General features: G+C 73.6%; 22 protein-coding genes. 10 read left to right on the top strand and 12 right to left on the bottom strand.

Annotation, left to right across the window (positions count from 1 at the left end):
- Nucleotides 1-46: 46 nt before the first annotated feature.
- Entirely contained in the window at nt 47-1,246 is a 1,200-nt protein-coding gene (locus ACIQGQ_RS03485) for a flavin-containing monooxygenase (protein WP_402390037.1), read from the bottom strand.
- A gap of 215 nt (nt 1,247-1,461) precedes the next feature.
- Here ACIQGQ_RS03485 and ACIQGQ_RS03480 point away from each other — a divergent pair, with 215 nt between their 5' ends.
- Nucleotides 1,462-1,914, top strand: a complete 453-nt coding sequence (locus ACIQGQ_RS03480) for a DoxX family protein (protein WP_402390035.1) — start codon at nt 1,462-1,464, stop codon at nt 1,912-1,914.
- Nucleotides 1,911-2,327 carry a Zn-ribbon domain-containing OB-fold protein gene (locus tag ACIQGQ_RS03475; RefSeq protein WP_402390032.1) on the top strand — a complete coding sequence of 139 codons (417 nt, stop codon included), beginning with the start codon at nt 1,911-1,913 and terminating at the stop codon, nt 2,325-2,327. The genes ACIQGQ_RS03480 and ACIQGQ_RS03475 overlap by 4 nt, the downstream gene beginning before the upstream one ends.
- 32 nt (nt 2,328-2,359) lie before the next feature.
- On the opposite strand, the gene ACIQGQ_RS03470 is transcribed toward ACIQGQ_RS03475, so the two are convergent.
- The 3 genes from ACIQGQ_RS03470 to htpX form a co-directional block, all read right to left on the bottom strand.
- Nucleotides 2,360-2,956 carry a DUF1707 domain-containing protein gene (locus ACIQGQ_RS03470; protein WP_402390029.1) on the bottom strand — a complete coding sequence of 199 codons (597 nt, stop codon included), beginning with the start codon at nt 2,954-2,956 and terminating at the stop codon, nt 2,360-2,362.
- Between the two features lie 92 nt (nt 2,957-3,048).
- Nucleotides 3,049-3,633 (bottom strand): hypothetical protein, encoded by a 585-nt coding sequence (locus ACIQGQ_RS03465; RefSeq protein WP_402390027.1) that lies wholly within the window; start codon nt 3,631-3,633, stop codon nt 3,049-3,051.
- Nucleotides 3,634-3,672: 39 nt separating this feature from the next.
- A complete protein-coding gene (gene htpX / locus ACIQGQ_RS03460) occupies nt 3,673-4,608 on the bottom strand; it encodes a zinc metalloprotease HtpX (RefSeq protein WP_366294991.1) in 936 nt (311 codons plus the stop codon).
- 266 nt (nt 4,609-4,874) lie between these two features.
- Between htpX and ACIQGQ_RS03455 the strand changes: the two genes are divergently transcribed.
- Both ACIQGQ_RS03455 and ACIQGQ_RS03450 read left to right on the top strand, forming a co-directional pair.
- Entirely contained in the window at nt 4,875-6,071 is a 1,197-nt protein-coding gene (locus ACIQGQ_RS03455) for a cytochrome P450 (RefSeq protein WP_402390024.1), read from the top strand.
- A 77-nt stretch (nt 6,072-6,148) separates the two neighbouring features.
- Entirely contained in the window at nt 6,149-6,337 is a 189-nt protein-coding gene (locus ACIQGQ_RS03450; RefSeq protein WP_402390022.1) for a ferredoxin, read from the top strand.
- Between the two features lie 35 nt (nt 6,338-6,372).
- Here the strand turns inward: ACIQGQ_RS03450 and ACIQGQ_RS03445 are convergent, their stop codons facing one another.
- On the bottom strand, nt 6,373-7,149 hold the full coding sequence (locus tag ACIQGQ_RS03445; protein WP_402390019.1) for a pyridoxal 5'-phosphate synthase: 777 nt from the start codon (nt 7,147-7,149) through the stop codon (nt 6,373-6,375).
- A gap of 36 nt (nt 7,150-7,185) precedes the next feature.
- On the bottom strand, nt 7,186-8,355 hold the full coding sequence (locus tag ACIQGQ_RS03440) for a thiolase C-terminal domain-containing protein (protein ID WP_366294983.1): 1,170 nt from the start codon (nt 8,353-8,355) through the stop codon (nt 7,186-7,188).
- 148 nt (nt 8,356-8,503) lie between these two features.
- On the opposite strand from ACIQGQ_RS03440, the gene ACIQGQ_RS03435 reads away from it, so the two are divergent.
- Complete coding sequence (locus ACIQGQ_RS03435; protein ID WP_402390016.1) at nt 8,504-9,763, top strand: acyl-CoA dehydrogenase family protein; 1,260 nt, start codon at nt 8,504-8,506, stop codon at nt 9,761-9,763.
- On the top strand, nt 9,763-10,251 hold the full coding sequence (locus ACIQGQ_RS03430; protein WP_402390013.1) for a nitroreductase family deazaflavin-dependent oxidoreductase: 489 nt from the start codon (nt 9,763-9,765) through the stop codon (nt 10,249-10,251). The genes ACIQGQ_RS03435 and ACIQGQ_RS03430 overlap by 1 nt, the downstream gene beginning before the upstream one ends.
- Nucleotides 10,252-10,413: 162 nt before the next feature.
- Here the strand turns inward: ACIQGQ_RS03430 and ACIQGQ_RS03425 are convergent, their stop codons facing one another.
- Complete coding sequence (locus ACIQGQ_RS03425; RefSeq protein ID WP_366294975.1) at nt 10,414-11,061, bottom strand: TetR family transcriptional regulator; 648 nt, start codon at nt 11,059-11,061, stop codon at nt 10,414-10,416.
- A 331-nt stretch (nt 11,062-11,392) separates the two neighbouring features.
- Between ACIQGQ_RS03425 and ACIQGQ_RS03420 the strand changes: the two genes are divergently transcribed.
- The gene (locus ACIQGQ_RS03420; protein ID WP_402390010.1) at nt 11,393-12,199 is read left to right on the top strand and encodes a VOC family protein; all 807 of its coding nucleotides are present in this window, start codon (nt 11,393-11,395) and stop codon (nt 12,197-12,199) included.
- A gap of 154 nt (nt 12,200-12,353) precedes the next feature.
- Nucleotides 12,354-14,693, top strand: coding sequence for a PQQ-binding-like beta-propeller repeat protein (locus ACIQGQ_RS03415; protein WP_402390007.1), 2,340 nt, complete (start codon nt 12,354-12,356; stop codon nt 14,691-14,693).
- Nucleotides 14,694-14,714: 21 nt separating this feature from the next.
- Here the strand turns inward: ACIQGQ_RS03415 and ACIQGQ_RS03410 are convergent, their stop codons facing one another.
- On the bottom strand, nt 14,715-15,362 hold the full coding sequence (locus ACIQGQ_RS03410) for a hypothetical protein (RefSeq protein ID WP_402390004.1): 648 nt from the start codon (nt 15,360-15,362) through the stop codon (nt 14,715-14,717).
- Between the two features lie 156 nt (nt 15,363-15,518).
- On the opposite strand from ACIQGQ_RS03410, the gene ACIQGQ_RS03405 reads away from it, so the two are divergent.
- A complete protein-coding gene (locus tag ACIQGQ_RS03405; RefSeq protein WP_402390002.1) occupies nt 15,519-16,091 on the top strand; it encodes a hypothetical protein in 573 nt (190 codons plus the stop codon).
- Nucleotides 16,092-16,181: 90 nt separating this feature from the next.
- Here the strand turns inward: ACIQGQ_RS03405 and ACIQGQ_RS03400 are convergent, their stop codons facing one another.
- From ACIQGQ_RS03400 to ACIQGQ_RS03390, 3 genes are read right to left on the bottom strand one after another with little or no spacing between them, the layout of a single operon-like run.
- On the bottom strand, nt 16,182-16,979 hold the full coding sequence (locus ACIQGQ_RS03400; protein ID WP_402389999.1) for an enoyl-CoA hydratase/isomerase family protein: 798 nt from the start codon (nt 16,977-16,979) through the stop codon (nt 16,182-16,184).
- 6 nt (nt 16,980-16,985) lie between these two features.
- Nucleotides 16,986-17,438, bottom strand: a complete 453-nt coding sequence (locus ACIQGQ_RS03395; RefSeq protein ID WP_366294958.1) for an OB-fold domain-containing protein — start codon at nt 17,436-17,438, stop codon at nt 16,986-16,988.
- A gap of 9 nt (nt 17,439-17,447) precedes the next feature.
- Nucleotides 17,448-18,617 carry a lipid-transfer protein gene (locus ACIQGQ_RS03390; protein ID WP_402389997.1) on the bottom strand — a complete coding sequence of 390 codons (1,170 nt, stop codon included), beginning with the start codon at nt 18,615-18,617 and terminating at the stop codon, nt 17,448-17,450.
- Nucleotides 18,618-18,688: 71 nt separating this feature from the next.
- On the opposite strand from ACIQGQ_RS03390, the gene ACIQGQ_RS03385 reads away from it, so the two are divergent.
- A complete protein-coding gene (locus ACIQGQ_RS03385; protein WP_402389994.1) occupies nt 18,689-20,248 on the top strand; it encodes a FadD3 family acyl-CoA ligase in 1,560 nt (519 codons plus the stop codon).
- A gap of 157 nt (nt 20,249-20,405) precedes the next feature.
- Here the strand turns inward: ACIQGQ_RS03385 and ACIQGQ_RS03380 are convergent, their stop codons facing one another.
- On the bottom strand, nt 20,406-20,585 hold the full coding sequence (locus tag ACIQGQ_RS03380; RefSeq protein ID WP_402389991.1) for a hypothetical protein: 180 nt from the start codon (nt 20,583-20,585) through the stop codon (nt 20,406-20,408).
- Nucleotides 20,586-20,663 lie beyond the last annotated feature (78 nt).

Raw genomic sequence — 20,663 nt, 5'->3', positions numbered from 1 at the left:
GGATCCCCGGTCGCGCCCCGCACCTCCCGGCCGGGGAACGGGACCGTCAGCGGGAGGTGTGGTGGTGGCGGGCGATGCGCTTGGCTACCTTCCGTGCGTCCAGGGCCAGTTCGCGGAGCATGCCGCTGATCGGGTTGGTGAAGCCGGTGAAGTGGAGGCCGGGGGCCTGCTTGGGGGAGCGGGCGCCGTGGACCGTCGGGCGGCCCCGGGCGTCCAGCACCCCGAGGTGGCCGACCAGCCCCTCCAGGCCCCGCCGGTAGCCGGTCGCCGCGATCACCGCGTCCGGGGTGATCCGCTCGCCGTCGGCCAGCACCACCGCGTCCCCGTCGAACGACTCGACGGCCGCCACCGGCACCACGAGGCCGCGCCTCACCGCGTCGATCAGCCCCACGTCCTGCACCGGGATGGCCCCGTCCCTGACCCGCGAGTACAGCCCCGTGTCCGGGCGCGGCAGCCCGTACGCGGCGAGGTCCGGTACGGAGATCCGGCCCATCAGCCGCGCGGCCCGGTCCACCAGCCGCACCGGCAGTCTGCGCACCAGCACGGCGGTCGACTGCGCGGGCCAGCCGGCCGTGGAGCGGCGCACGATGTGCGGCACGGTGCGCACCGCGATCCGGACCCGCTCCGCCCCGCCCTCGACGAGGTCGACGGCGATCTCCGCCCCCGTGTTGCCGATGCCGACGACCAGGACGTCCTTGCCCGCGTACGGGGCCGGGGCGCGGTATTCCGAGGCGTGGACCAGGTCGCCGCCGAAGGTGTCGAGGCCGGGCCATCCGGGCACGCGCGGCGTGTGGTTGAAGCCGGTGGCGACGACGACGGCCCGGCCGGTCAGCACCCGGCCGCCGGTCGCGGTGAGCTGCCAGTCGCGGCCGTCCGGGGCGCGGTCGATCCGGGAGACCTCGACCCCCGTCACGACCTCCAGCTCGTGGTGGTCCGCGTACTTGTCCAGGTAGCGCACCATGTCGTCCCGGGACACCCAGCGCCCGAACCGGCGCGGCATCGCGAGTCCCGGCAGCGCGGACCGGCGCCGGGTGGTGTGCAGGTGGAGCCGGTCGTAGTGGCCCCGCCAGGAGGACCCCACCCGGCCGGACTTCTCCAGCACGACCGCCCGTACGCCCAGTTCGCGCAGGGACGCCGCGACGGCGAGACCGCCCGGCCCGCCGCCGACGACGTAGACGGGGCGGTCCTCGGTGAGGTCGGTCCGTGCGGAGCGGGAGCTTCCGGCGGTACCTGCGCTGTCGGACATGGTTCGGAGCGTAATCGCGCACCTGGTTGATGGGTCTCGGTCAAGACCGGAATCGATTGCGAATTGATCACGGAGGTGCGGGGGATCGCGGGCGCGCCCGCGCATCACCCCCGGGCCGCCCGTGAGTTGTCCGCGCGCTTCCGCATGCCTCTTGCGGGAGTCGCCTGTCATCAAGTGAACTGACGTACCGTCAGATACTTTGAGTGGGAGGCACCGTGCAGACGATCTGGCTCGGCGGGGCCGAGTGGCTCGCCGTTCTGCGGATAGGGCTCGGCCTGTGGTGGCTGGAGAGCTGGCGGCACAAGGACAAGAAGGGCTGGTTCGAGCGCGGTACGGGCATCGCCTGGGCCGCCGACGTGGCGGAGAAGCACCGCTGGGCCGCCGTGCGCACCGGCTTCCGCCGGATCGTCGCCCCGCGCCCCCGGCTGATGGCCCACGTCGTCGTCTACGCAGAACTGGCCCTGGGGCTCGGCCTGGTGGTCGGCCTGCTCACCCCGGTGGCGCTGGTCGCGGGGCTCCTGCTCAACCTTCTCTACCTCGTGCTGATGATCCACGACTGGGCCGAGCAGGGGCAGAACGCGATGATGGCGCTGATCTCGCTGGTCGCGCTGTTCGCGATGGCCTGGCAGACCTGGTCCCTCGACGCGCAGATCGGACTCTTCCCGTGACCTCGGCCGCCGTACGCTTCGACCTGCCCGAGCCCGACGCCTTCACCCGGCCGTACTGGGACGCCGCCGCCGAGGGGCGTCTGCTGCTGCGCCGCTGCCGCGCCTGCGGGCGCGCCCATCACTACCCGCGCGAGTTCTGCCCGCGCTGCTGGAGCGAGGACGTCGACTGGGAGACGGCGAGCGGCGACGCGACGCTCTACACCTGGTCCGTCGTCCACCGCAACGACCTGCCGCCGTTCGGCGCCCGCGTCCCGTACGTGGCCGCCGTGGTCGAGCTGGCCGAGGGACCGCGGATGATGACGGAGGTGGTGGAGTGCGAGGAGTCCGCGCTCGCCGTCGGCATGGCGCTGCGGGTCGCCTTCCGGCGCGAGGAGGGCGCGGAGGCCGTCGCGGTCTTCCGGCCGGGGGACTGACGGGATCCGGGCGGGTATCCGGGCGGTGCGGCTCAGGGTGCGAGGTCGCGCAGCTTGCGGCGCTCGACGAAGTTCGGGTGGCGCACGTACACCCCGCCCATGCCGCTGGAGCCCGTCATGCGCAGCACCGGGGCGCCGGGGGTCCGCTCGTGGGTGGTCCGGTCCTTCAGCGCGCCGAGGCCCTGATCCACCCGGTCGACGTCGACGCCCCAGCCCTCGGGGACCACGATCCGTACGCCGCCCATCTCGCCGCGCACCTCCAGCGCGATCTCGCGCAGCCGGCACTCGGCACGGGTGAAGTCGATCCGCACGCCGCCCATGCCGCCCTGGGCGACGATCACCGCGGGCACCTTCCAGGCGCCCGTGCGCTTCACGCCGTGCATGCCGCCCTTGAGGACCAGCGGTTCGCCCGCGGCCACCTCGATCGGGACCAGGTCCTCGGTGAGGGGGGCCAGCTCGGCGTAGGTCTTGGCCGCGAGCGCCTGCCCGAGCCGGGTGTCCAGCTCGTCCAGGTCGATCCGGCCCTCGGCGGCCGCCTCCCGCAACTGCTCGACCACCGCCTCCCGGTCGGCGTCCGAGGCGCGCATGCGGGCGGCGGCGGAGGCGGGACGGGGCGTCTCGGCAGTCATGGCAGTGATCATACGGGCGTACGAGCACCGAATCCCAGTGCCGGAAGGGCTTCCGGAGCGGCTCCTGGGCCGGACCCCGGCGCCGCACCCGGTCACAGCCCCAGGGCGCCCCACACCGGGAACCAGCGGGCCAGGTCCTGTTCCATCCGGAGGTCGTCCCCGAGCACCGCCCGCACCTCCAGTTCCAGCTGGTTGTCCCGCTTCTCGGCGCCGCCGGGCACCGGGGCGAACGGGTAGAAGGTGCCGCGCTTGTAGAGGTAGACCAGGGCCAGCGGGCGGCCCCGCCCGTCGCGGAAGCCGATCAGCGAGCAGAGCAGCTGCGGCCCGAAGCCGCCGTCCTGGAGCAGGGTGTTGACCGCGTGCAGGTCGTTGACCAGGGTCGCGGTGTCGTCGGCGGGGTGGCGGGAGAGCAGCCAGGTGTACCCGTAACCGTCCTGGTGGAACTCCACGGGGATGCCGCCGCGCCCGGTGTCGGCGTCGAGCAGTTCGCGTACGTCCTCCTGGAGCCGGGCGAAGGCGCCGCCCTCGACCCCCGCGAAGCAGACCGAGCCGAGGCCGGTCGGCGCGAAGCCCGCGCCCGCCTCCAGGGTGAGGGCGGCGGAGGGGACGGCGAAGAGCGCGTCGAGATCGGGGCGGACCGGCTTGCTCCGGCCCAGGATCGCGTCGAGCAGACCCACGGACGGTCACCTCCGGGCGGTGGGACGGGGGCGCGGCCTTCACGGGCGGCCGAGCTCGGCGGAAATACGGGCCAGCTGGTCGAGCCGCTTCTCCAGCGTCGGGTGCGAGGAGAGCAGCCGGCTCAGGCTCTCCTTGGACGAGAACGCGGGCACGAAGTAGAAGGCGTTGTACGGCTCCGCCTTCCGCAGGTCCTCCGTCGGGATGCGGGCCATCTGGCCGCTCACCTTGGTGAGGGCCGAGGCCAGCGCGGAGGGGCGGCCGGTGAGCAGGGCGGCGGCGCGGTCGGCGGAGAGCTCGCGGTACCGGGAGAGCAGCCGGGTGAGCAGGAAGCTCAGGCAGTACACCCCCGCGCTGATCAGCGGAATCAGCATGATCGCGATGCCCACCGGGTCGTTGCTCCGGGTGCCCCGGGAGAGCCCGCCCCACAGCGCGACCCGGGTGATGATCCCGGCGAGCACGCCGAGGAAGGAGGCGATCGTCATGACGGCGACGTCCCGGTGCGCCACGTGCGACATCTCGTGAGCGAGCACCCCCTCCAGCTCGCCCGGCTCCAGTCTGCGCAGCAGTCCGGTGGTGGCGCAGACGAGCGCCGTCTTCTCGCTGCGGCCGGTCGCGAAGGCGTTCGGCACGTCGCTCTGCGCGATGGCCACGCGCGGTTTCGGCATATCCGCAAGAGCGCAGATCCGGTCGATCGCCCCGTGCAGCTCGGGTGCCTGCTCCGGGGTGACCTCGCGGGCGCCCATGCTGAACGCCGCGATCCGGTCGCTGAACCAGAACTGGGCGACGAACATGCCGCCGACGAGGATCAGGATGATCGGCCAGGCGCCGCGCAACACGGCGAGCAGCACCCCGACCAGCACCACGTACAGCAGGCCGATCAGGAACATGGTGCCGACCATGCGGGTCGTCAACCCGTTGTCCGGGGCGTAGCGGGAACGGGGACGGGCGCGGGATCGGGTACGGGTTCGGCTCATCGTCGCCTCCGCATTCCATCTTGCTCCTCGCGGACGGAAAGCGAGCGGCCCCGCTTCCCGCCGACGGGGCCGAGCGCCCCCGAACGCGGTGTCCCGGTACGGCGGCGGCGGGGAAAACGCGGCCGGGCGTGCCCGGCCGGGCACGGCGGCGGACAATGGAGAACACCGAGGACAAATGGCCGAACATCACCTGGACCCATTAGGTGCCTGAGGCATCTAGTGGGCGGAGATCGGTAGGACACCCCCCTCTCTTTGCGAGGTCCGCCATGGCAGACGCCGAGACCATCTCCTTCCCCCAGAACCGCACCTGCCCCTACGACCCGCCCGCCGGTTACCGGGGCACCGCACGGGAGCGGCAGCCCGTGGCCCCCGCCCGCCTCTACGACGGCCGTACGGTGTGGCTGGTCACCGGGCACGCCGAGGCGCGCGCCCTCCTGACCGACCGGCGGCTCTCGTCCAACCGGGAGAACCCGGAGTTCCCGCTCTTCGCCCGGCGGCTGGCCGAGACCTCGGTGCGCCGCGTCGAACTGCTCGGCCTCGACGACCCGGAGCACAACGTCCAGCGCCGGATGCTGATCCCGAGCTTCACGGTCCGGCGGGCCGCCGCGCTCCGGCCGCGCATCCAGGAGATCGTGGACGGCCTGCTCGACGCGATGGTGCGGAAGGGCCCGCCGACCGACCTGATCGAGGCGTTCGCCCTGCCCGTGCCCTCCATGGTCATCTGCGCGCTGCTCGGGGTGCCCTACGAGGACCACGAGTTCTTCGAGGCACAGTCCCGCAGGCTGCTGCGGGGCCCGGAGCCGTCGGACGTCGAGGAGGCGCGGGACGCGCTCGACGCGTACTTCCGCGAGCTGATCGCCCGGAAGCGGGCCACTCCCGGCGACGGGCTGCTCGACGAGCTCATCGCCGACCGGCTGGAGACCGGGGAGATCGACGGCGAGCAGCTGGTGCGGCTGGCGGAGATCCTGCTCATCGCCGGACACGAGACGACCGCGAACATGATCTCGCTCGGCACCTTCACCCTGCTCCGCCACCCCGACCAGCTGGCCCGGCTGCGCGGCTCGGAGGGGCTGGTGCCCTCGGCGGTCGAGGAGCTGCTCCGCTTCCTGTCGATCGCGGACGGGATCTCCCGGGTGGCCGTGGAGGACATCGAGGTGGCGGGCGTGACGATCCGGGCGGGGGACGGCGTCGTCCTGTCCACCTCGACGAGCAACCGGGACGAGGCCGCCTACCCCTCGCCCGACGAGCTGGACCTCGGCCGGAACGCGCGCAACCACGTCGCGTTCGGCTTCGGCGTCCACCAGTGCCTGGGCCAGAACCTCGCCCGGGCCGAGATGGAGATCGCGCTGCCCGCGCTCTTCGACCGGCTCCCCGGGCTGCGGCTCGCGGTGCCCGCCGAGGAGATCCCCTTCAAGCCCGGCGACACCATCCAGGGGCTGCTCGAACTGCCCGTGGCCTGGTGAAACCGGCGACCGTCCCAGGAAACGCGCACAGTGATCGGAACGTGGTGATCGACATGCGACCGGAAGGATCTGCCGGAATGCGGATCAGTATCGACAAGGGCCGGTGCATCGGCGCGGGCCAGTGCGCGCTGACCGCGCCGAAGGTCTTCACCCAGGACGACGACGGGTTCAGCGAGCTGCTGCCCGACTACGAGGAGGCGCTGGACGGGGCCACGGTGCGGGAAGCCGTCCGGGTCTGCCCGGTACAGGCGATCAGCGCCGACTGACCGGCCCCGGACGACGGCACTTCGCGGGACGGGTCCTACGGCCAGAGGAGGTCCCGTTCCCACCCAGCGTCCCGCCGCCGGTACCGCAGCCGAACGTGCCGGCGGCGGGCGTCGCCCTGGAAGAACTCGGCCTCCCGGGCCTCCACCACGTACCGCGTCCAGCTCGCGACCTCCGTGTCCGGCGCGGTGCGGGCCCGCTCCCAGGCGGCGTCGGACGCCCGCTCCAGTTCCTCCGCCGATCCCAGCACCTCGCTCTGCGCCCCGGTGAGCGCCGCCGCGAGCGCCCCCGTGGACCGGGCGCGCAGATCGGCCCGGCCCTCGGCGGGCGGGCAGGCGGTGACCGGGCCCCGCAGCCGCACCTGGCGGCCCTGCGCCGGCCAGTAGAAGCCGAGCGCCGCGTACGGGCGGGCGGCGAGCTGGCGGCCCTTCGCGCTGGTGCGGTGGGTGGCGAAGTGCCAGCCGCGCCCGTCGGCGTCGTGGAGCATCACCGTCCGTACGTCGGGGTGGCCCTCCGCGTCCGTGGTGGCCAGCGACATCGTGTGCGGCTCGGGCTGCCCGGCGGCCACCGCCTCGGCGAACCAGCGGTGGAAGAGCGCCAGCGGGTCCGGGGGAGCGGCGGCCGGGTCGAAGGAGGGCAGCTCCACGTCCCAGACACGCTGGGCGTGCAACAGGCCGAGGAAGCTCCGGTGCGCCTCGCGCGCGTCGTACGGGTCCGGGGAGCCGGGTGCGCCGGGGGCTTCGTGCGTGCCCTGTGTGCCCGGTGCGCCGGGTGTTTCGTGCGCGTCCTGCGGGCCGTGTGCGTCGGTCGTCATGGACCCATTGCAGCGCACGACCGGCACGGTGCCCCGTCACCCCCGCCCCAGCACCACCGTCCCCGAGGAGCAGAACCAGCCGCCCGTCCCCGAGGCCACCGCCAGCTCCGGAAGCGCGCCGTCCGCCCGGCGCACCTGGCGTTCGCCCGCCTCGCCGCGCAGTTGGCGTACCGCCTCGACCAGCAGGAACAGCCCGCGCATCCCGGGGTGGCAGGCGGACAGGCCGCCGCCGTCCGTGTTGACCGGCAGCTCGCCCCGCAGCCCGGTCCGGCCCTTCTCCACGAACGGGCCGCCCTCGCCCTTCGCGCAGAACCCCAGGTCCTCCAATGTCACCAGGGTCATGTACGTGAACGCGTCGTAGATCTCGGCGAGGTCGATCTCCGCGGGCCGCACCCCGGCCCGCTCGAAGGCCAGCCGTCCCGAGACCGCCGCCGGGGAGACCGTGAAGTCCTCCCACTCGGACATCGTGGAGTGCGAGACGTGCTCGCCCGTGCCCAGGATCCACACCGGGTCCGTGGCCGTGTCCGGTACGTACTCCTCGGCGGCCAGCAGCACCGCGCAGCCGCCGTCGCTGCGGATGCAGCAGTGCAGCTTGGTGAACGGGTCCGCGATCATCGGCCCGGACAGCACGTCGTCGACCGTGATCGGCTCCCGGAACATCGCGTCCGGATTGGCCGCCGCGTTGGCCCGCGCCCGCACCGCCACCTCGGCGAGCTGCTCCAGCGTCGTGCCGTACTCGTGCATGTGGCGGCGGGCGGCCATCGCGTACTTGGCGATCAGCGAGTGCCCGTACGGCACCTCGAACTGGAGAGGGCCGCGCGCCCCGAAGGAGAGGTTGGAGGTCCGCCGCCCCGCCCTGATGTCCGCCCGCGCCGTCGACCCGTACACCAGCAGTACGGCGTTGGCGCGCCCCGCCGCGATGGCGTCCGCCGCGTGGGCCGCCATCACCTCCCAGGTCGAGCCGCCGACCGAGGTGGAGTCCACCCAGGTCGGCTTCAGGCCCAGGTACTCGGCGACCTCGACCGGGGCGAGCGTGCCGAGCCCGGCGGAGCCGAACCCGTCGACGACGGACCGGTCCAGCCCCGAGTCGGCCAGCGCCCGTCGGGCGGCCTGGGCGTGCAGGGCGTACGGCGTGGCCGTGTCGACACGCCCGCAGTCGGCGAGGGATATCCCGACGACGGCGACCTTGCGCTGGGAGGAAGACATAAATCTGACGGTACATCAGATCCGGGGTGCGGGGCAGACCGCCGACGGACCCCTTCCGTGCGCGGCCCTGTGCATCTCGTTGATCCCCACCTAATATGACGCACCGTCAGATGAGGGGTTACGGACCCCTCGGCGGAAGGAGCCCGAGATGGATGCCGCCTTCACCGCGGAACAGGACGGGATACGCCGCGCCCTCGCCGGACTCCCGGCCGCGCGCCCCGCACCCGGCACCGGCGCCGGAGACGATGACGACGACACCGCCCCGCCGCCCGTCGACGGCTACGACCCCGGCGTGTGGCGGCGGCTCGCCCGCGACCCCGGCCTGCCCGGACTGGCCCTGCCGGCGGAGTACGGCGGCACCGGCCACGGACCCACCGGGCTCGCCGTCGCCTGCGAGGAGACCGGCCGCGTCCTGCTGCCCTCGCCCCTGGTCGCGACCGCCGTGCTGGCCGCGCCGCTCGTCGCCGCGCTCGGCACCGAGGCCCAGCGCACCGCGCTGCTGCCGCGCATCGCGTCCGGTGAGCTGACCGCGACCCTGGCGGTCCCCGGCGGATCGCTCGCCACCGCCCTCGGCCTCACCGGCGACCCGGCGGGCGCCACCTGGTCGGGCGGCGGCCGGGCGGGCGGCATCCAGGCCAGACCCGTCACCGACGACGGCCCGGACCGCTGGCGGCTGTACGGGGAGGCCGACCGGGTCCTCGACGGGCACACCGCCGACGTGCTGCTGGTCGCGGCCCACACCGGCGGCTTCCCGCGCAGCCGTACGCTCCTCTTCCTCGTCCGGCCGGACGGGGCGACCGGGCTCGTCCGCGCCGCCCGCACCCCGCTGGACCGGACCCGCCCGCAGGCCCGGCTCGAACTCCGTGACACCGGGGCCGAACTCCTCGGCGCCGACCCCGCCACCGACGTGACCGGCGCCCTCGCCGAGGCCGGGCGGACCGCCGCCGCGCTGCTCGCCGCGGAGGCGGTGGGCTCGGCGGCTGGCGCGCTGGAGCGGACGCTCGGCCGGCTCCGGGCACCGGGCGCCCACCGTGCGGCGGGCGGGCGGGGGGCCGCCGAGCACCGCCTCGCCGACCTCTACGTACGGGTGCAGGAGGCCCGCTCCGCTGCGTACTGCGCGGCCTGGAACCCGGCCGCGGCCGGCGGACTCGCCCTCGCCCAGGCCCTGGAGGCGCTGCGGACCACCGCCGCCGAGGCCGTGCAGCTGCCCGGCGGGGGCGGCCCCGGCCGGGAGCGCGAGGCGCGGCTGTACTTCGGGCGGGCGGCCGCCGCCGAGCTGCTCTTCGGCCCCGTGCACCGGCTCCGCGACCACGCGGCACGACGGGCCGGACTGCTCGCCGAAGGGGCGGCGGGAGCGCCGGGGGCCGCGACGGGGCCGGGACCGGCCGAGCGGGTGGGGGCGGTCTGATGGCACCCGGCGTCCGGCTCGTCCAGAAGGTCTCCGCCACCCGTACGTTCGCGAGGATCGCCCCGCACGTGGTGCCCGCCATGGACCGCGCGGTGCACCGGCTCACCCGGGGCCGGGTGCTGCTCAGCTCCCGGATGCTGCCGGGGCTGGTGCTCACGGTGCCGGGGGCGCGCAGCGGGGTGCCGAGGACCACCCCGCTGGCCTGCATGCCGGAGGGCGGCGCGGAACGGAGCTGGATCCTGGTCGGCAGCAACTTCGGCCGCACCGGGCATCCGGCCTGGACCGCGAACCTGCTGGCCGGTCCCGACAGCGCGGTGGTCAACTGGCGGGGCCGGGACATCCCGGTACACGCCACGCTGCTGAAGGGCGCCGAGCGGGAAGAGGTGTGGGCGGCCGCGCTGAGGTTCTGGCCGCCGTACGAGGCGTACCAGGCGAGGATCGACCGGGAGATCCGGCTCTTCCGACTGCGTCCCCGCGAGGACTCCTGAACCGCGCGGGCTCCCGGAGGGTCGCGAGGCGGGGCGGCCGGACGGCCCCGGGTGCACCGGCGGCGGACCACATGCGTGGCCCGCCGCCGGTGTGACAGGACCTGGAGTGCGCCCGGGGCGGCCGCACGCTCCCCGGTGGGGAGGGGGCCGTCGGCGCCGGGGCTACTTCGCGGGCTTCTTGCCGGTGATGCCCAGATGCACCAACAGCGCGAGGTTCGGCTTCAGTTCGGCCTGCTTCACGCCCCAGGTGGTGAACCCCTTCTGGTGCGAGGCGACGGCGGCCAGCATCGCCACCAGCGAACCGGCCATCGCGGCGGCACTGACCTCCTGGTCGACCCTGCCCTTGGCCTGGAGCTCCTTGACCGAATCGGTGAGGGAGTTGGTGACCGAGTTCAGGATCTTCATACGGATCTTGTAGAACCGCTTGTCGCCCTCGGCGGCCCCCAGGTCGACCACGCGCAGGATCGCGTCATGGCGGCGCCAGAAGTCCAGGAACCCGTCGACGAGTTCCTCGGCGGTCTGGCGGCCGGCCTTGCCGACCCAGGAGCGCCCGGCGACCAGTTCGGTCAACGCGGCGCCCTCCTTGGCCATTTCCTCCGCGATTTCGAGGACCGCGCCCTCGACGTCGGGGAAGTACTGGTAGAACGTCGCGGGTGAAGTCCCCGCCTTCCGGGCCACGTCGATGACTTTGACGTCCCGGTACGGCGAGGAGCTGAGCATCTCGCTGAGGCAGTCGAGCAGTTTCTGCCGCGTCGCCTGCCCGCGCCGACCGGCCACGCGGCCGTCGACGGTACGCACTTGTCCTGTCATGCCGTCAGCTTACCGAGGGGTGATCGGAGCGCTATTCGGCCGACTGCAAATGGGGTTCGCCGCAGTTGTGGCGGGGGGAGTGGCCGGATTTCGCCGGATGCGCACCACGGAGTGACAAGTCTTATCAACAGCCTGTGGATAACTTCCGTGGATAACTTTCCGTGACGGTGTGGGTGGAGATCCCTTCCGGCGGGGGTGCGCCGGGCATTTTCGAAGATATGTCCGATGTGGCCAGGTCGGTGCGCGCGCCACGCGCACTCCGGCTACGTTGACTGTGACGAGCGTCACTGGTGCGCGTCGCGCGTGACGGATCACGGAAGGACCCGGACCCATGGCCGTATTCGCACCATCCGTGCCCTGCTGGGTGGATGCGCGCCTTCCTGACCTGGAGGCGGGCAAGCGCTTCTACGGCGAGCTGTTCGGCTGGACCTTCCGGGCGGGCGAGGGCCCGTACGCGGACGCCTACAGCGGCGGCCGGCTCGTCGGCGCGCTCTCCGCCAAGCAGGACGGGCGGATGCCGACCGGCTGGGAGATCTACTTCGCCACCGACGACATCGCGGCCGACACCGCCCGGATCAGGGCGGCGGGCGGCCAGGTGGTCACCGGGCCCGTCCCGGCGGGCCGGGCCGGGGTGCTCGCCCAGGCGGCCGACCCCGGCGGCGCGGTCTTCGGGCTCTGGCAGGCCGGTGACCGCGCGGGCTTCGAGAAGCGGAACGAGCCCGGCTCCTTCTGCTGGACCGAGGTCTACACCCGCCGCAGGGACGAGGTGGACGCCTTCTACGAGGCCGTCTTCGGCTACCGGGGTACGGATATGGACGACCCCGGAACGGCCGAATCGGGTCTCGACTTCCGCATGTGGTCCCCGGCCGGAACCGAACCCGGCCCGGACACCGCGATCGGCGGCCGCAGCGTCATCACCGACGCCTTCCCTGCGGAGATGCCCAGCTACTTCCTCACCTACTTCGCCGTCGAGGACTGCAACCGCACGGCCGGGCACACCGTCCGTCTGGGTGGCCGGATCTCCGCGCCGCCCTTCGACATCCCGCACGGGCGGATGGCGGTGCTCCAGGACGATCAGGGGGCCGTTTTCGCCGTACTTCAGCCCCCTGTGTCCGAGAAGGGGCAGAGTGAGCTGTGACACCCCGATCCGCCCCCGGGTTCGCAACCGCGGCCTCAGCCAGGAAGAATCGGGGGTGCGCACCGCCGGGTGGTGCCCAGTGGTGAGACGCCGTACAGGGCGGGTGTTCGCGGGCCTCTTCTACTGAGGCCCGTACGGGGAGGTGGCAGGGCAAGTGGTGGAGCAGCTGACGCAGCACGACCCGAGGCGGATCGGCCCGTTCGAGGTGCTGGGCCGGCTCGGTGCCGGCGGCATGGGCCTGGTCTATCTCGCCCGCTCGGCCTCCGGCCGGCGGGTGGCGATCAAGACGGTCCGTACCGAGCTCGCCGAGGACCAGCTGTTCCGGGTCCGGTTCACGCGCGAGGTGGAGGCCGCCCGCGCCGTCAGCGGTTTCTACACGGCCGCGGTGGTGGACGCCGACCCGCGCGCCGCCGTGCCGTGGCTGGCCACCGCCTACGTACCGGCGCCCTCGCTGGAAGAGATAGTGACCGAGTGCGGCCCCATGCCCGCCCAGGCGGTCCGCTGGCTGGCCGCCGGGATCGCCGAGGCCCTCCAGTCGATCCACGGAGCCGGGCTCGTCCACCGCGACATGAAGCCGTCGAACGTGCTCGTCGTCGAGGACGGCCCCCGGGTGATCGACTTCGGGATCGCCTCCGGCGTCTCCAACACCCGGCTGACCATGACCAACGTCGCCGTGGGCACCCCCGCCTACATGTCGCCCGAACAGGCCAGGGACTCGCGCAGTGTCACCGGCGCCAGCGACATCTTCTCGCTCGGTTCCACGCTCGCCTTCGCCGCCACCGGCCACGCCCCGTACCACGGCGGCAACCCCGTCGAGACGGTCTTCATGCTGCTGCGCGAGGGCCCCGACCTGGCGGGGCTGCCCGAGGAGCTGCGGCCGCTCATCGAGTCCTGCATGCAGATGGACGCCGGGCTGCGCCCCACCCCCGCCGACCTCCAGGCCCAGCTGGCCCCGCACCTCTTCGCCTCCGGCGGCGACGACAGCGGTACGGCCTCCGCCTGGCTGCCGGGCTCCGCCACGGCGATGATCGAGCAGCGCCGGGGCGGCCGGAAGCCCGCCCCGCCGGCCCCGCCCGCCCCGGTCCCGCCGCCGCCCCAGGCGCCGCCGCGCGTCGACCCGCGCCCCTCCGTCGCCGTCCCGGCGCACCGCCCCGACCCGGGCGGCCCGGTCCGGCTGCCCGGCGCCAAGGTGCCGATCGGCCCCGGCCCGCGCGCCCAGGACGTCCGGACCACCGCCCCCGGCGAGGCGGGGCACGCGACCGGCTGGGTCCGCCCGCCCGCCGGGGTGACGGCCGCCGCTCCGGCCGCCGCCCCCGTACCCGCCCCCGGCCGGCCGGTCGAGCCCCCGCCGGGCCCGGACCGCTGGCGCCCCTGGCGTTTCCGGATGTCCAACGACGTCTGGGGCACCCCGGTCGTCTCCGGCGACCTCCTCTACGTCACGTCCTTCGAGGTGCACGCCCTGGACGTCGGCAACGGGCGGCGCCAGTTCAAGACCCGTGACGTGGCCTGGGTGATGGCCGTCGAGGGCGGCCGCATCCACGCCTCCGACGGGCCCTCGCTCTACGCCCTGGACGCGGCGACCGGCACCGAGCGCTGGCGGCTCCAGACGGACGCCTGGGTCTACGCACTCAAGGCCGACCGGGGCACGGTCGTCACCGGCACCCGGGGCGGCGGCGTCCAGGCCTGGGAGGCCGCCACCGGCGAGAAGCTGTGGGAGGCCACCGGCGTACAGACCGACTTCGAGACGCCCGAGGCCGGGCCGGTCATCCACGACGGCACGGTCTTCCTCTGGCAGGACGCCAGGCTGCGCGCCGTCGACGCCCGCACCGGCATCGAGCGCTGGTCCTACCCGATCGGCGACGCCGCCTCCTGCGGCGGGGTGCCGGTCCGGCTGACCCCGGCGCCGGACGGTTTCGTCTACGTCAGCGCCGGGGCCCGGGTCCTCGCCGTGGACACCGTCTCCGGGCACGTGCGCTGGCACTTCGAGTCGCCCGCGGTCTTCCTCTCGCCGCCCGCGTTCGCCCCCGGCCCGGCCGTCACCGGCGGTGGCGTCTACCTCGCCGACTACCTGGGCACGGTGTACGCGCTCGACGCCTCGACCGGCAAGGACCGCTGGCGGATCGCCACGGAGGCCCGCCAGTCGGCCGAGCCGGTCCTGGTCGCCGCCGGGAACGTGCACGTCGGCAGCGGCAGCGCGCTCTACACCCTCGACGCGGTCACCGGCACCCCGAAGTGGCGGTTCGCGGCGGGCGGCGAGGTGGTCGGCTCCCCGGTGGTCGCCGACGGCCGGGTCCACTTCGGCTCCGCCGACCACGTCCTCTACACCCTGGACGCGGTGGGCGGCCAGCTCCGCTGGAAACTGGCGACGGGCGGCGAGATCACCGGCTCGCCCGTGGCACAGGGCGGCGTCGTGTACGCGTGCAGCAAGGACCGCTGCGTGTACGCGCTGGACGCGCTGAAGGGCACGGGAACCGGCAACCGGGCCCGGGTGTGACACCGCCCCGGGGCGTGTTTCCTACGCCCCGGGACCGCGCTCGTCCTCCGGGCCCGGCTTCGGGCCCGATGTGTTTGGCCCGTCCGGCGGGGTACGGGGTCCGTCCTGCGGGTCCGGCCCCGTGTACAGCTCCGGTTCGGGCTCCGGCAGCGTGCTCGTCTGCACCGAGGGCCCCGGCTCCTGCGTCGGCGGCCAGGTGTCCGGATGCCGCGCGTCCGGCGCCGTGAACAGCTCCTCGGCCTCCGCGCCCGCCGGCCTCCGCCGCCCCGGCATCACCACCGCCCCCACCACCATCAGCACTCCGCCCACCAGCGCCCCGGCCACGCCCCACCCCAGCCCCGAGCCGTCCCCCGCGACCGCCAGGCTGCCCGCCGCCTGCCCCTGACGCACCATCCACAGCACGGTGAACCCCAGCACCAGGAACCCCGCCGCACCCACCGTCCACCGCGAGCGCAGCGCCACCCCGAGCACCGCCAGCAGAACGGCGCAGAGGAAAACGAGCAGCATCGACCCCAGCGGCTCCGGCCGCCCGGCGGTGACATGGGTGAACAGCTCGCCGACCCGGTACTCGCGCCCGGGGCGACCGTCGTACCAGTCACGGAAGGGGCTCAGCACGGCGGCCGCCGCTCCGGTGAGAGCGATGACCGGGCCGAGGACTGCGCGGATCATCTCGGCCTCCCGCGTGCACGGACCGGTGTCACGGCACTGCACCGCTCTCGGCACGACGCTACGCCCGCCCGCCCCACCCCGCCACCGTGCGCTAGCGTGACGCACGGTCGTTCGACAAGTGCACATCAGGGCAACAGCGCAAGGGGGGCTGCATCGATGATGCGGCATGTCAAGCTGTCCGCGGTACTGATCGCGGTAGTACTCGCACTCACCGGTTTCTCCACGTCCGGCCACGGACGCGGCGGTTCGGGCAAGAGCAAGAGCAAGAGCCACGGTTCGAGCAGCAGTGGTGGCGGCTGCTCCAACTCCAAGAAGAGCAACAACGGCTACCGCAGCGACTACGACGATGACGACTACGGATCGTCGAGCGGGTCCTCGGACAACACCGACTACGCGACGGAGACCCCGAGCCCCACCACCAGCGACGCACCCCTGGTCTCCGTCGTCCGCTGCGCCGGTCCCGGCGAGAGCAGGAGCAGGAGTAAGAACAAGCGCAAGGGCAAGGCGGCCACCTTCTCCACCGTCAGCCTCACGGCCGGCACCACCGGTTCGCACAGCTACGAGATCGAGGTGGACTTCCTCGACGCCCGGGGCAGGACCGTCGACACCGGCACCGCGTACCAGGACGCCGAGGGCGGCGACGTCGTGGAGATCGACGTACGGATGGACCACCCGGGCAAGGCCGCCCAGGTGAGGAAGTGCCGGGCCGACGCCGAGATGACCTACTGACCCGTCGTCCCGGCCCGTTCACGGCCCCGGCCCGTTCCGCCCCCGCCCGGTCAGCGGGGGCGGGACGGGCCTTCGCCGTCGCGGCCCCGGTCAGCGGATCCGGAACGAACCGGAGCCCCGGCCCTCGCCCCGCTCCCGACCCCGGCCCCGGAACAGCTCTGCCTGCCGCTCCGGCGGCAGGTTCCCGAGCGCGATCAGATGCGGGGCGTGGGCCATGGCCTGCGTCCGGGCCGCCTCCCGCGCGGACCACACCGCCCGCACTGTCCCCTGCACCGCCTCCGTCGAGTACCCGGCGATCACCCCGGCCGCCCGCAGCGCCGCCTCCACCGCGCCGCCCGGCTCCGTCACCTCGCTGACCAGCCCGGTCTCGTACGCCCGCCGGGCCGAGACCCGTTCGGCCGTCCCCATCAGCGCCATCCGGGCCACCTCCCCGAACGGCATCCGCTGCGCCATCGCGATCGACTCGTACGCGCTGACCATGCCGTACGCGGTGTGCGGGTCGAAGAACGTCGCGTCCTGCGACGCGATCACGAACTCCGCCTCGCCCAGCAGGTAGAACGCCCCGCCGCAGGCCATCCCCTCCACCGCCGCGACCACCGGCTTCCACAGATCGTTCGCCTTCGGCCCGACCGCCAGCAGCGGATCGTCGATCGTGTACGGGGAGGAGGGCTGCGGCACCTCGGCGTCCCGGTCGATCCCGGTGCAGAACGCCCGCCCGCCCGCCCCGGTCAGGACCACCGCCCGCACCGTGTCGTCGTGCCGGAACGCCTGCCAGGCCGCCGCCAGTTCACCCGCCGTGGCCAGGTCGATCGCGTTCAGCCGCTCCGGCCGGTCCAGGGTGACGAGCGCGACCCCGGTCGCCTTGTCCGTCTCGGTGCGCAGCGTCATCGACGCTCACCGCTCCAGCAGCCAGCGCACCAGCGTCCGCCCGGAGGCGTCCGGGCAGAACACCGCCCGCACCGTCGCGCCGATCCGCAGCCGCGCCGGGTCGACCGAGTCCAGCGGGGCGTCCGGCCCGCTCACCACGTTCCCGACCAGCCGGATCGACGGGGCCTCCGCCAACTCCACCACCACCGCGTTGTACGGGGCCTGGGCCGCGTACGCGGGCAGCAGCGGCGGATGCGGCAGCACGTACGACCAGATCCGGCCCCGCCCGCTCATCCGCCGCCACTCGCTGTCGAAGGACTGGCAGTGCGGGCAGCACGGCCGGGGCGGGAACCGGAGCTTGCGGCACCCCTCGTCGGCGCAGGCCTGCACCCGCAGCTCGCTGCGGGCCGCGTACTCCCAGAACGGCGCGCCGTCCTCGTCCACCACGGGCGTCAGCAGCCCGTCCGTCTCCGTTGCCATGACGACTCCTCAGCTCCTCAGCAGTACGGCGGAGGTGGGCACACCCTCACCGGCGGTGACCAGGCACGTCCCGGCGTCCGGGACCTGGGCGGTGGAGACGCCGCGCAGCTGCTTCACGCCCTCGGTGATCAGGTTGAAGCCGTGCACGTACGCCTCGCTCAGCCCGCCGCCGCCGGTGTTGATGGGCAGCCGCCCGCCGCTCTCCAGCGCCCCGCCCTCGGTGAACGCCGCGCCCTCGCCGCGCCCGCAGAAGCCGTACCCCTCCAGGGAGAGCGGGATGAGCGGGGTGAACGCGTCGTAGATCTGGGCCACGTCCACGTCCCCGGGCCCGAAGTCGGCCTGCTTCCACAGCTGCCGGGCGGCCGTCCAGGCGGGGCCGGAGAGCGGGTCGTCGTTCCAGTAGTTGACCATCCCGTGGTGCTGGGCGGGCAGCCCCTGCGCGACGGAGTGGATGTACACGGGCTTCTGCCGGCAGTCCCGGGCCCGCTCGGCCGAGACGATCACGCAGGCCAGCGCGCCGTCCGTCTCCAGGCAGTTGTCGAAGAGGCAGAGCGGTTCGCTGATCCAGCGCGAGGTCATATACATGTCGCGGGTCAGCGGCCGCTCGTACATCATCGCGTCCGGGTTCTGGTTGGCGCGGTTGCGGCAGGCGAGGGCGACGTTGAAGAGGTGGTCGCGGGTGGCCCCGTACTCGTGCATGTACCGGCGGGCCAGCATCCCGATCTCGTCGGCCGGCCGCAGCAGCCCGTACGGGCGGGTCCACTGCGCCGGGGTGGGCAGTTGCGCGGTGGTGTTCTTCCAGGGCCGGGGCCCCGAGCCCCGCTTCCGCGACCGCCAGGCGACGCCCACGCTCGCCTGCCCGGTCGCCACCGCGGCGGCCAGATGGGCGATGGTCGCGCAGGAGCCGCCGCCCCCGTACCCCACCTTGCTGAAGAAGGTCACGTCGCCGGCGCCGATGGCCTTGGCGATCTCGACCTCGTCGGTCTCCTCCATCGTGTACGAGGCGAACCCGTCCACCTCGGACGCGGGGATGCCCGCGTCGTCGAGCGCCGCGACGATGGCCCGGCAGGCCAAGGTCTTCTCGGATTCCGGCAGTTGTTTCGCGAAGGCCGTCTGCCCAATTCCGGCTATCGCCGTCGCGTCCTTGAGTGCCGCCACCGCCACCTCCCAGGCCGTCATGACTGCTGACAGCGGCAGAGGCTACAGCTAATCTGACGGATAGTCAGCTACTGCGTCAGGGAGGGCGAGCGATGCGCGGCGACGAGGAGTGGGGCACCATCCCGGAGCTGGTTCAGGCGGCGGCGCGCCGGTACGGGGACCGGGAGGCGGTCGTCGAGGGGCGCGTCCGGGTCTCCTACGCCGAGCTGGGCGAGCGGGTGGAGCGGGCCGCCGCCGCGTGCCTGGCCTCGGGCGTCGAGCCGGGGGACCGGGTCGCGGTCTGGGCCCCCAACACCCTGGACTGGATCGTCTCCGCGCTCGGGGCCGTCACGGCGGGCGCGGTCCTCGTCCCCCTCAACACCCGCTTCAAGGGCACGGAGGCGGCGTACGTCCTCGACCGCAGCCGGGCGAAGCTCCTCTTCGTCACGGGCACCTTCCTCGGCACCTCGTACGTGGCGTCACTGCGCCGGGCCGAGGCCGAGCTCCCGCACCTGGAGAAGGTGGTGGTGCTGGCCGACACCGCCCCCGACGACTACCTCACCTGGAAGGACTTCCTGGCGGCGGGGGAGGCCGTGCCGACGGAGGCGGTCCGGGCCAGGGCCGGGACCCTCGCCCCCTCGGACCTCTCCGACATCATCTACACCTCGGGCACCACGGGCCGCCCCAAGGGCGCGGCCATCACCCACGCCCAGACGCTCCGCTGCTACGCGATCTGGAGCGAACTCGCGGGCCTGCGCGAGGGCGACCGCTATCTGATCGTGAACCCCTTCTTCCACACCTTCGGCTACAAGGCGGGCGTCCTCGCCTGCCTGATGCGGGGCGCCACGATGGTCCCGCAGCCGGTGTTCAACGTGGACACCGCCCTGGCCAACATCGCCGCGGAACGGATCTCGGTGCTGCCCGGCCCGCCCACCCTCCACCAGTCCCTGCTGGACCACCCGGCCCGGGACGCCCACGACCTCTCCGCCCTCCGCCTGGTGGTGACGGGCGCGGCGGTGGTCCCGCTGCGGCTGGTGGAACGGCTCCGCACGGAGCTGCGGGTCTCCACGGTCCTCACCGCGTACGGCCTCTCCGAGGCGAGCGGCATCGTCACCATGTGCCGGCGCGGCGACCCGGCGGAGACCATCGCCGCCACCTCGGGCCGGGCGATCCCGGGCACGGAGGTCCGGGTGCTGGCCGAACCGGGCCATCCCGGCGAGATCCTGGTCCGGGGCTTCCACGTGATGGGCGGCTACTTCGAGGACCCGGACACCACGGCCGCCGCGATCACCCCGGACGGCTGGCTGCGCACCGGTGACGTCGGCGTACTCGACGAGCACGGCAACCTGAGGATCACCGACCGGATCAAGGACATGTTCATCGTCGGCGGCTTCAACGCGTACCCGGCCGAGATCGAACAGCTCCTCGGCCTCCACCCGGACGTGGCCGACGTCGCCGTCATCGGCGTCCCGGACCCCCGCCTGGGCGAGGTCGGCAAGGCGTACGCGGTCCGCCGGCCCGGCGCCACGCTCACCGCCGACGACCTGATCGCCTGGTCCCGCCGCGAGATGGCGAACTACAAGGTCCCGCGCGCCGTCGAGTTCGTCCCCGACCTCCCCCGCAACGCGAGCGGCAAGGTCCTGAAGGGCGAACTCCGCGCGCGCCGCCCCTGAACCGGCCGGCACACGCGAAGAGGGGTACGGGCCCCCAGCCCGTACCCCTCTTCCGGTGCGCGGCGCGCCCACGTCCCCCGTGGCGCGTCCGCGCTGTGCGGCGATCGCGACGGCTCCCCCTCCGCGCCGCCGCGGCCGCTCCCCGTCACATGAAGAACTAGCGGGGGTCGGCCCCGGTCATGTGGCTGTCCATGGGCTTGATCTCGGGCTCGCCGGTCATGTGGCTGTCCATGGGCTTGATCTTGGGCTCGCCGGTCATGTGGCTGTCCGTGGGCTTGATGTCCCCCGTGGTGCCCGGCGCCTGCTTCGGCACCGTGATCTTCTTCTCGTCGCTCATCTCGTGAACTCCATTGCTCAGGTACATGGACGGTCGGCCAAGCCCGCCCGGCTGTTCCCCCGTGGACTGCCGGGCGGG

Origin of the sequence: Streptomyces sp. NPDC092952, from assembly GCF_044754785.1 — a bacterium.
GTDB lineage: Bacteria > Actinomycetota > Actinomycetes > Streptomycetales > Streptomycetaceae > Streptomyces.
Note: the sequence above shows the minus strand (reverse complement) of the source record. Positions and strands in the feature narration are given on the sequence as shown.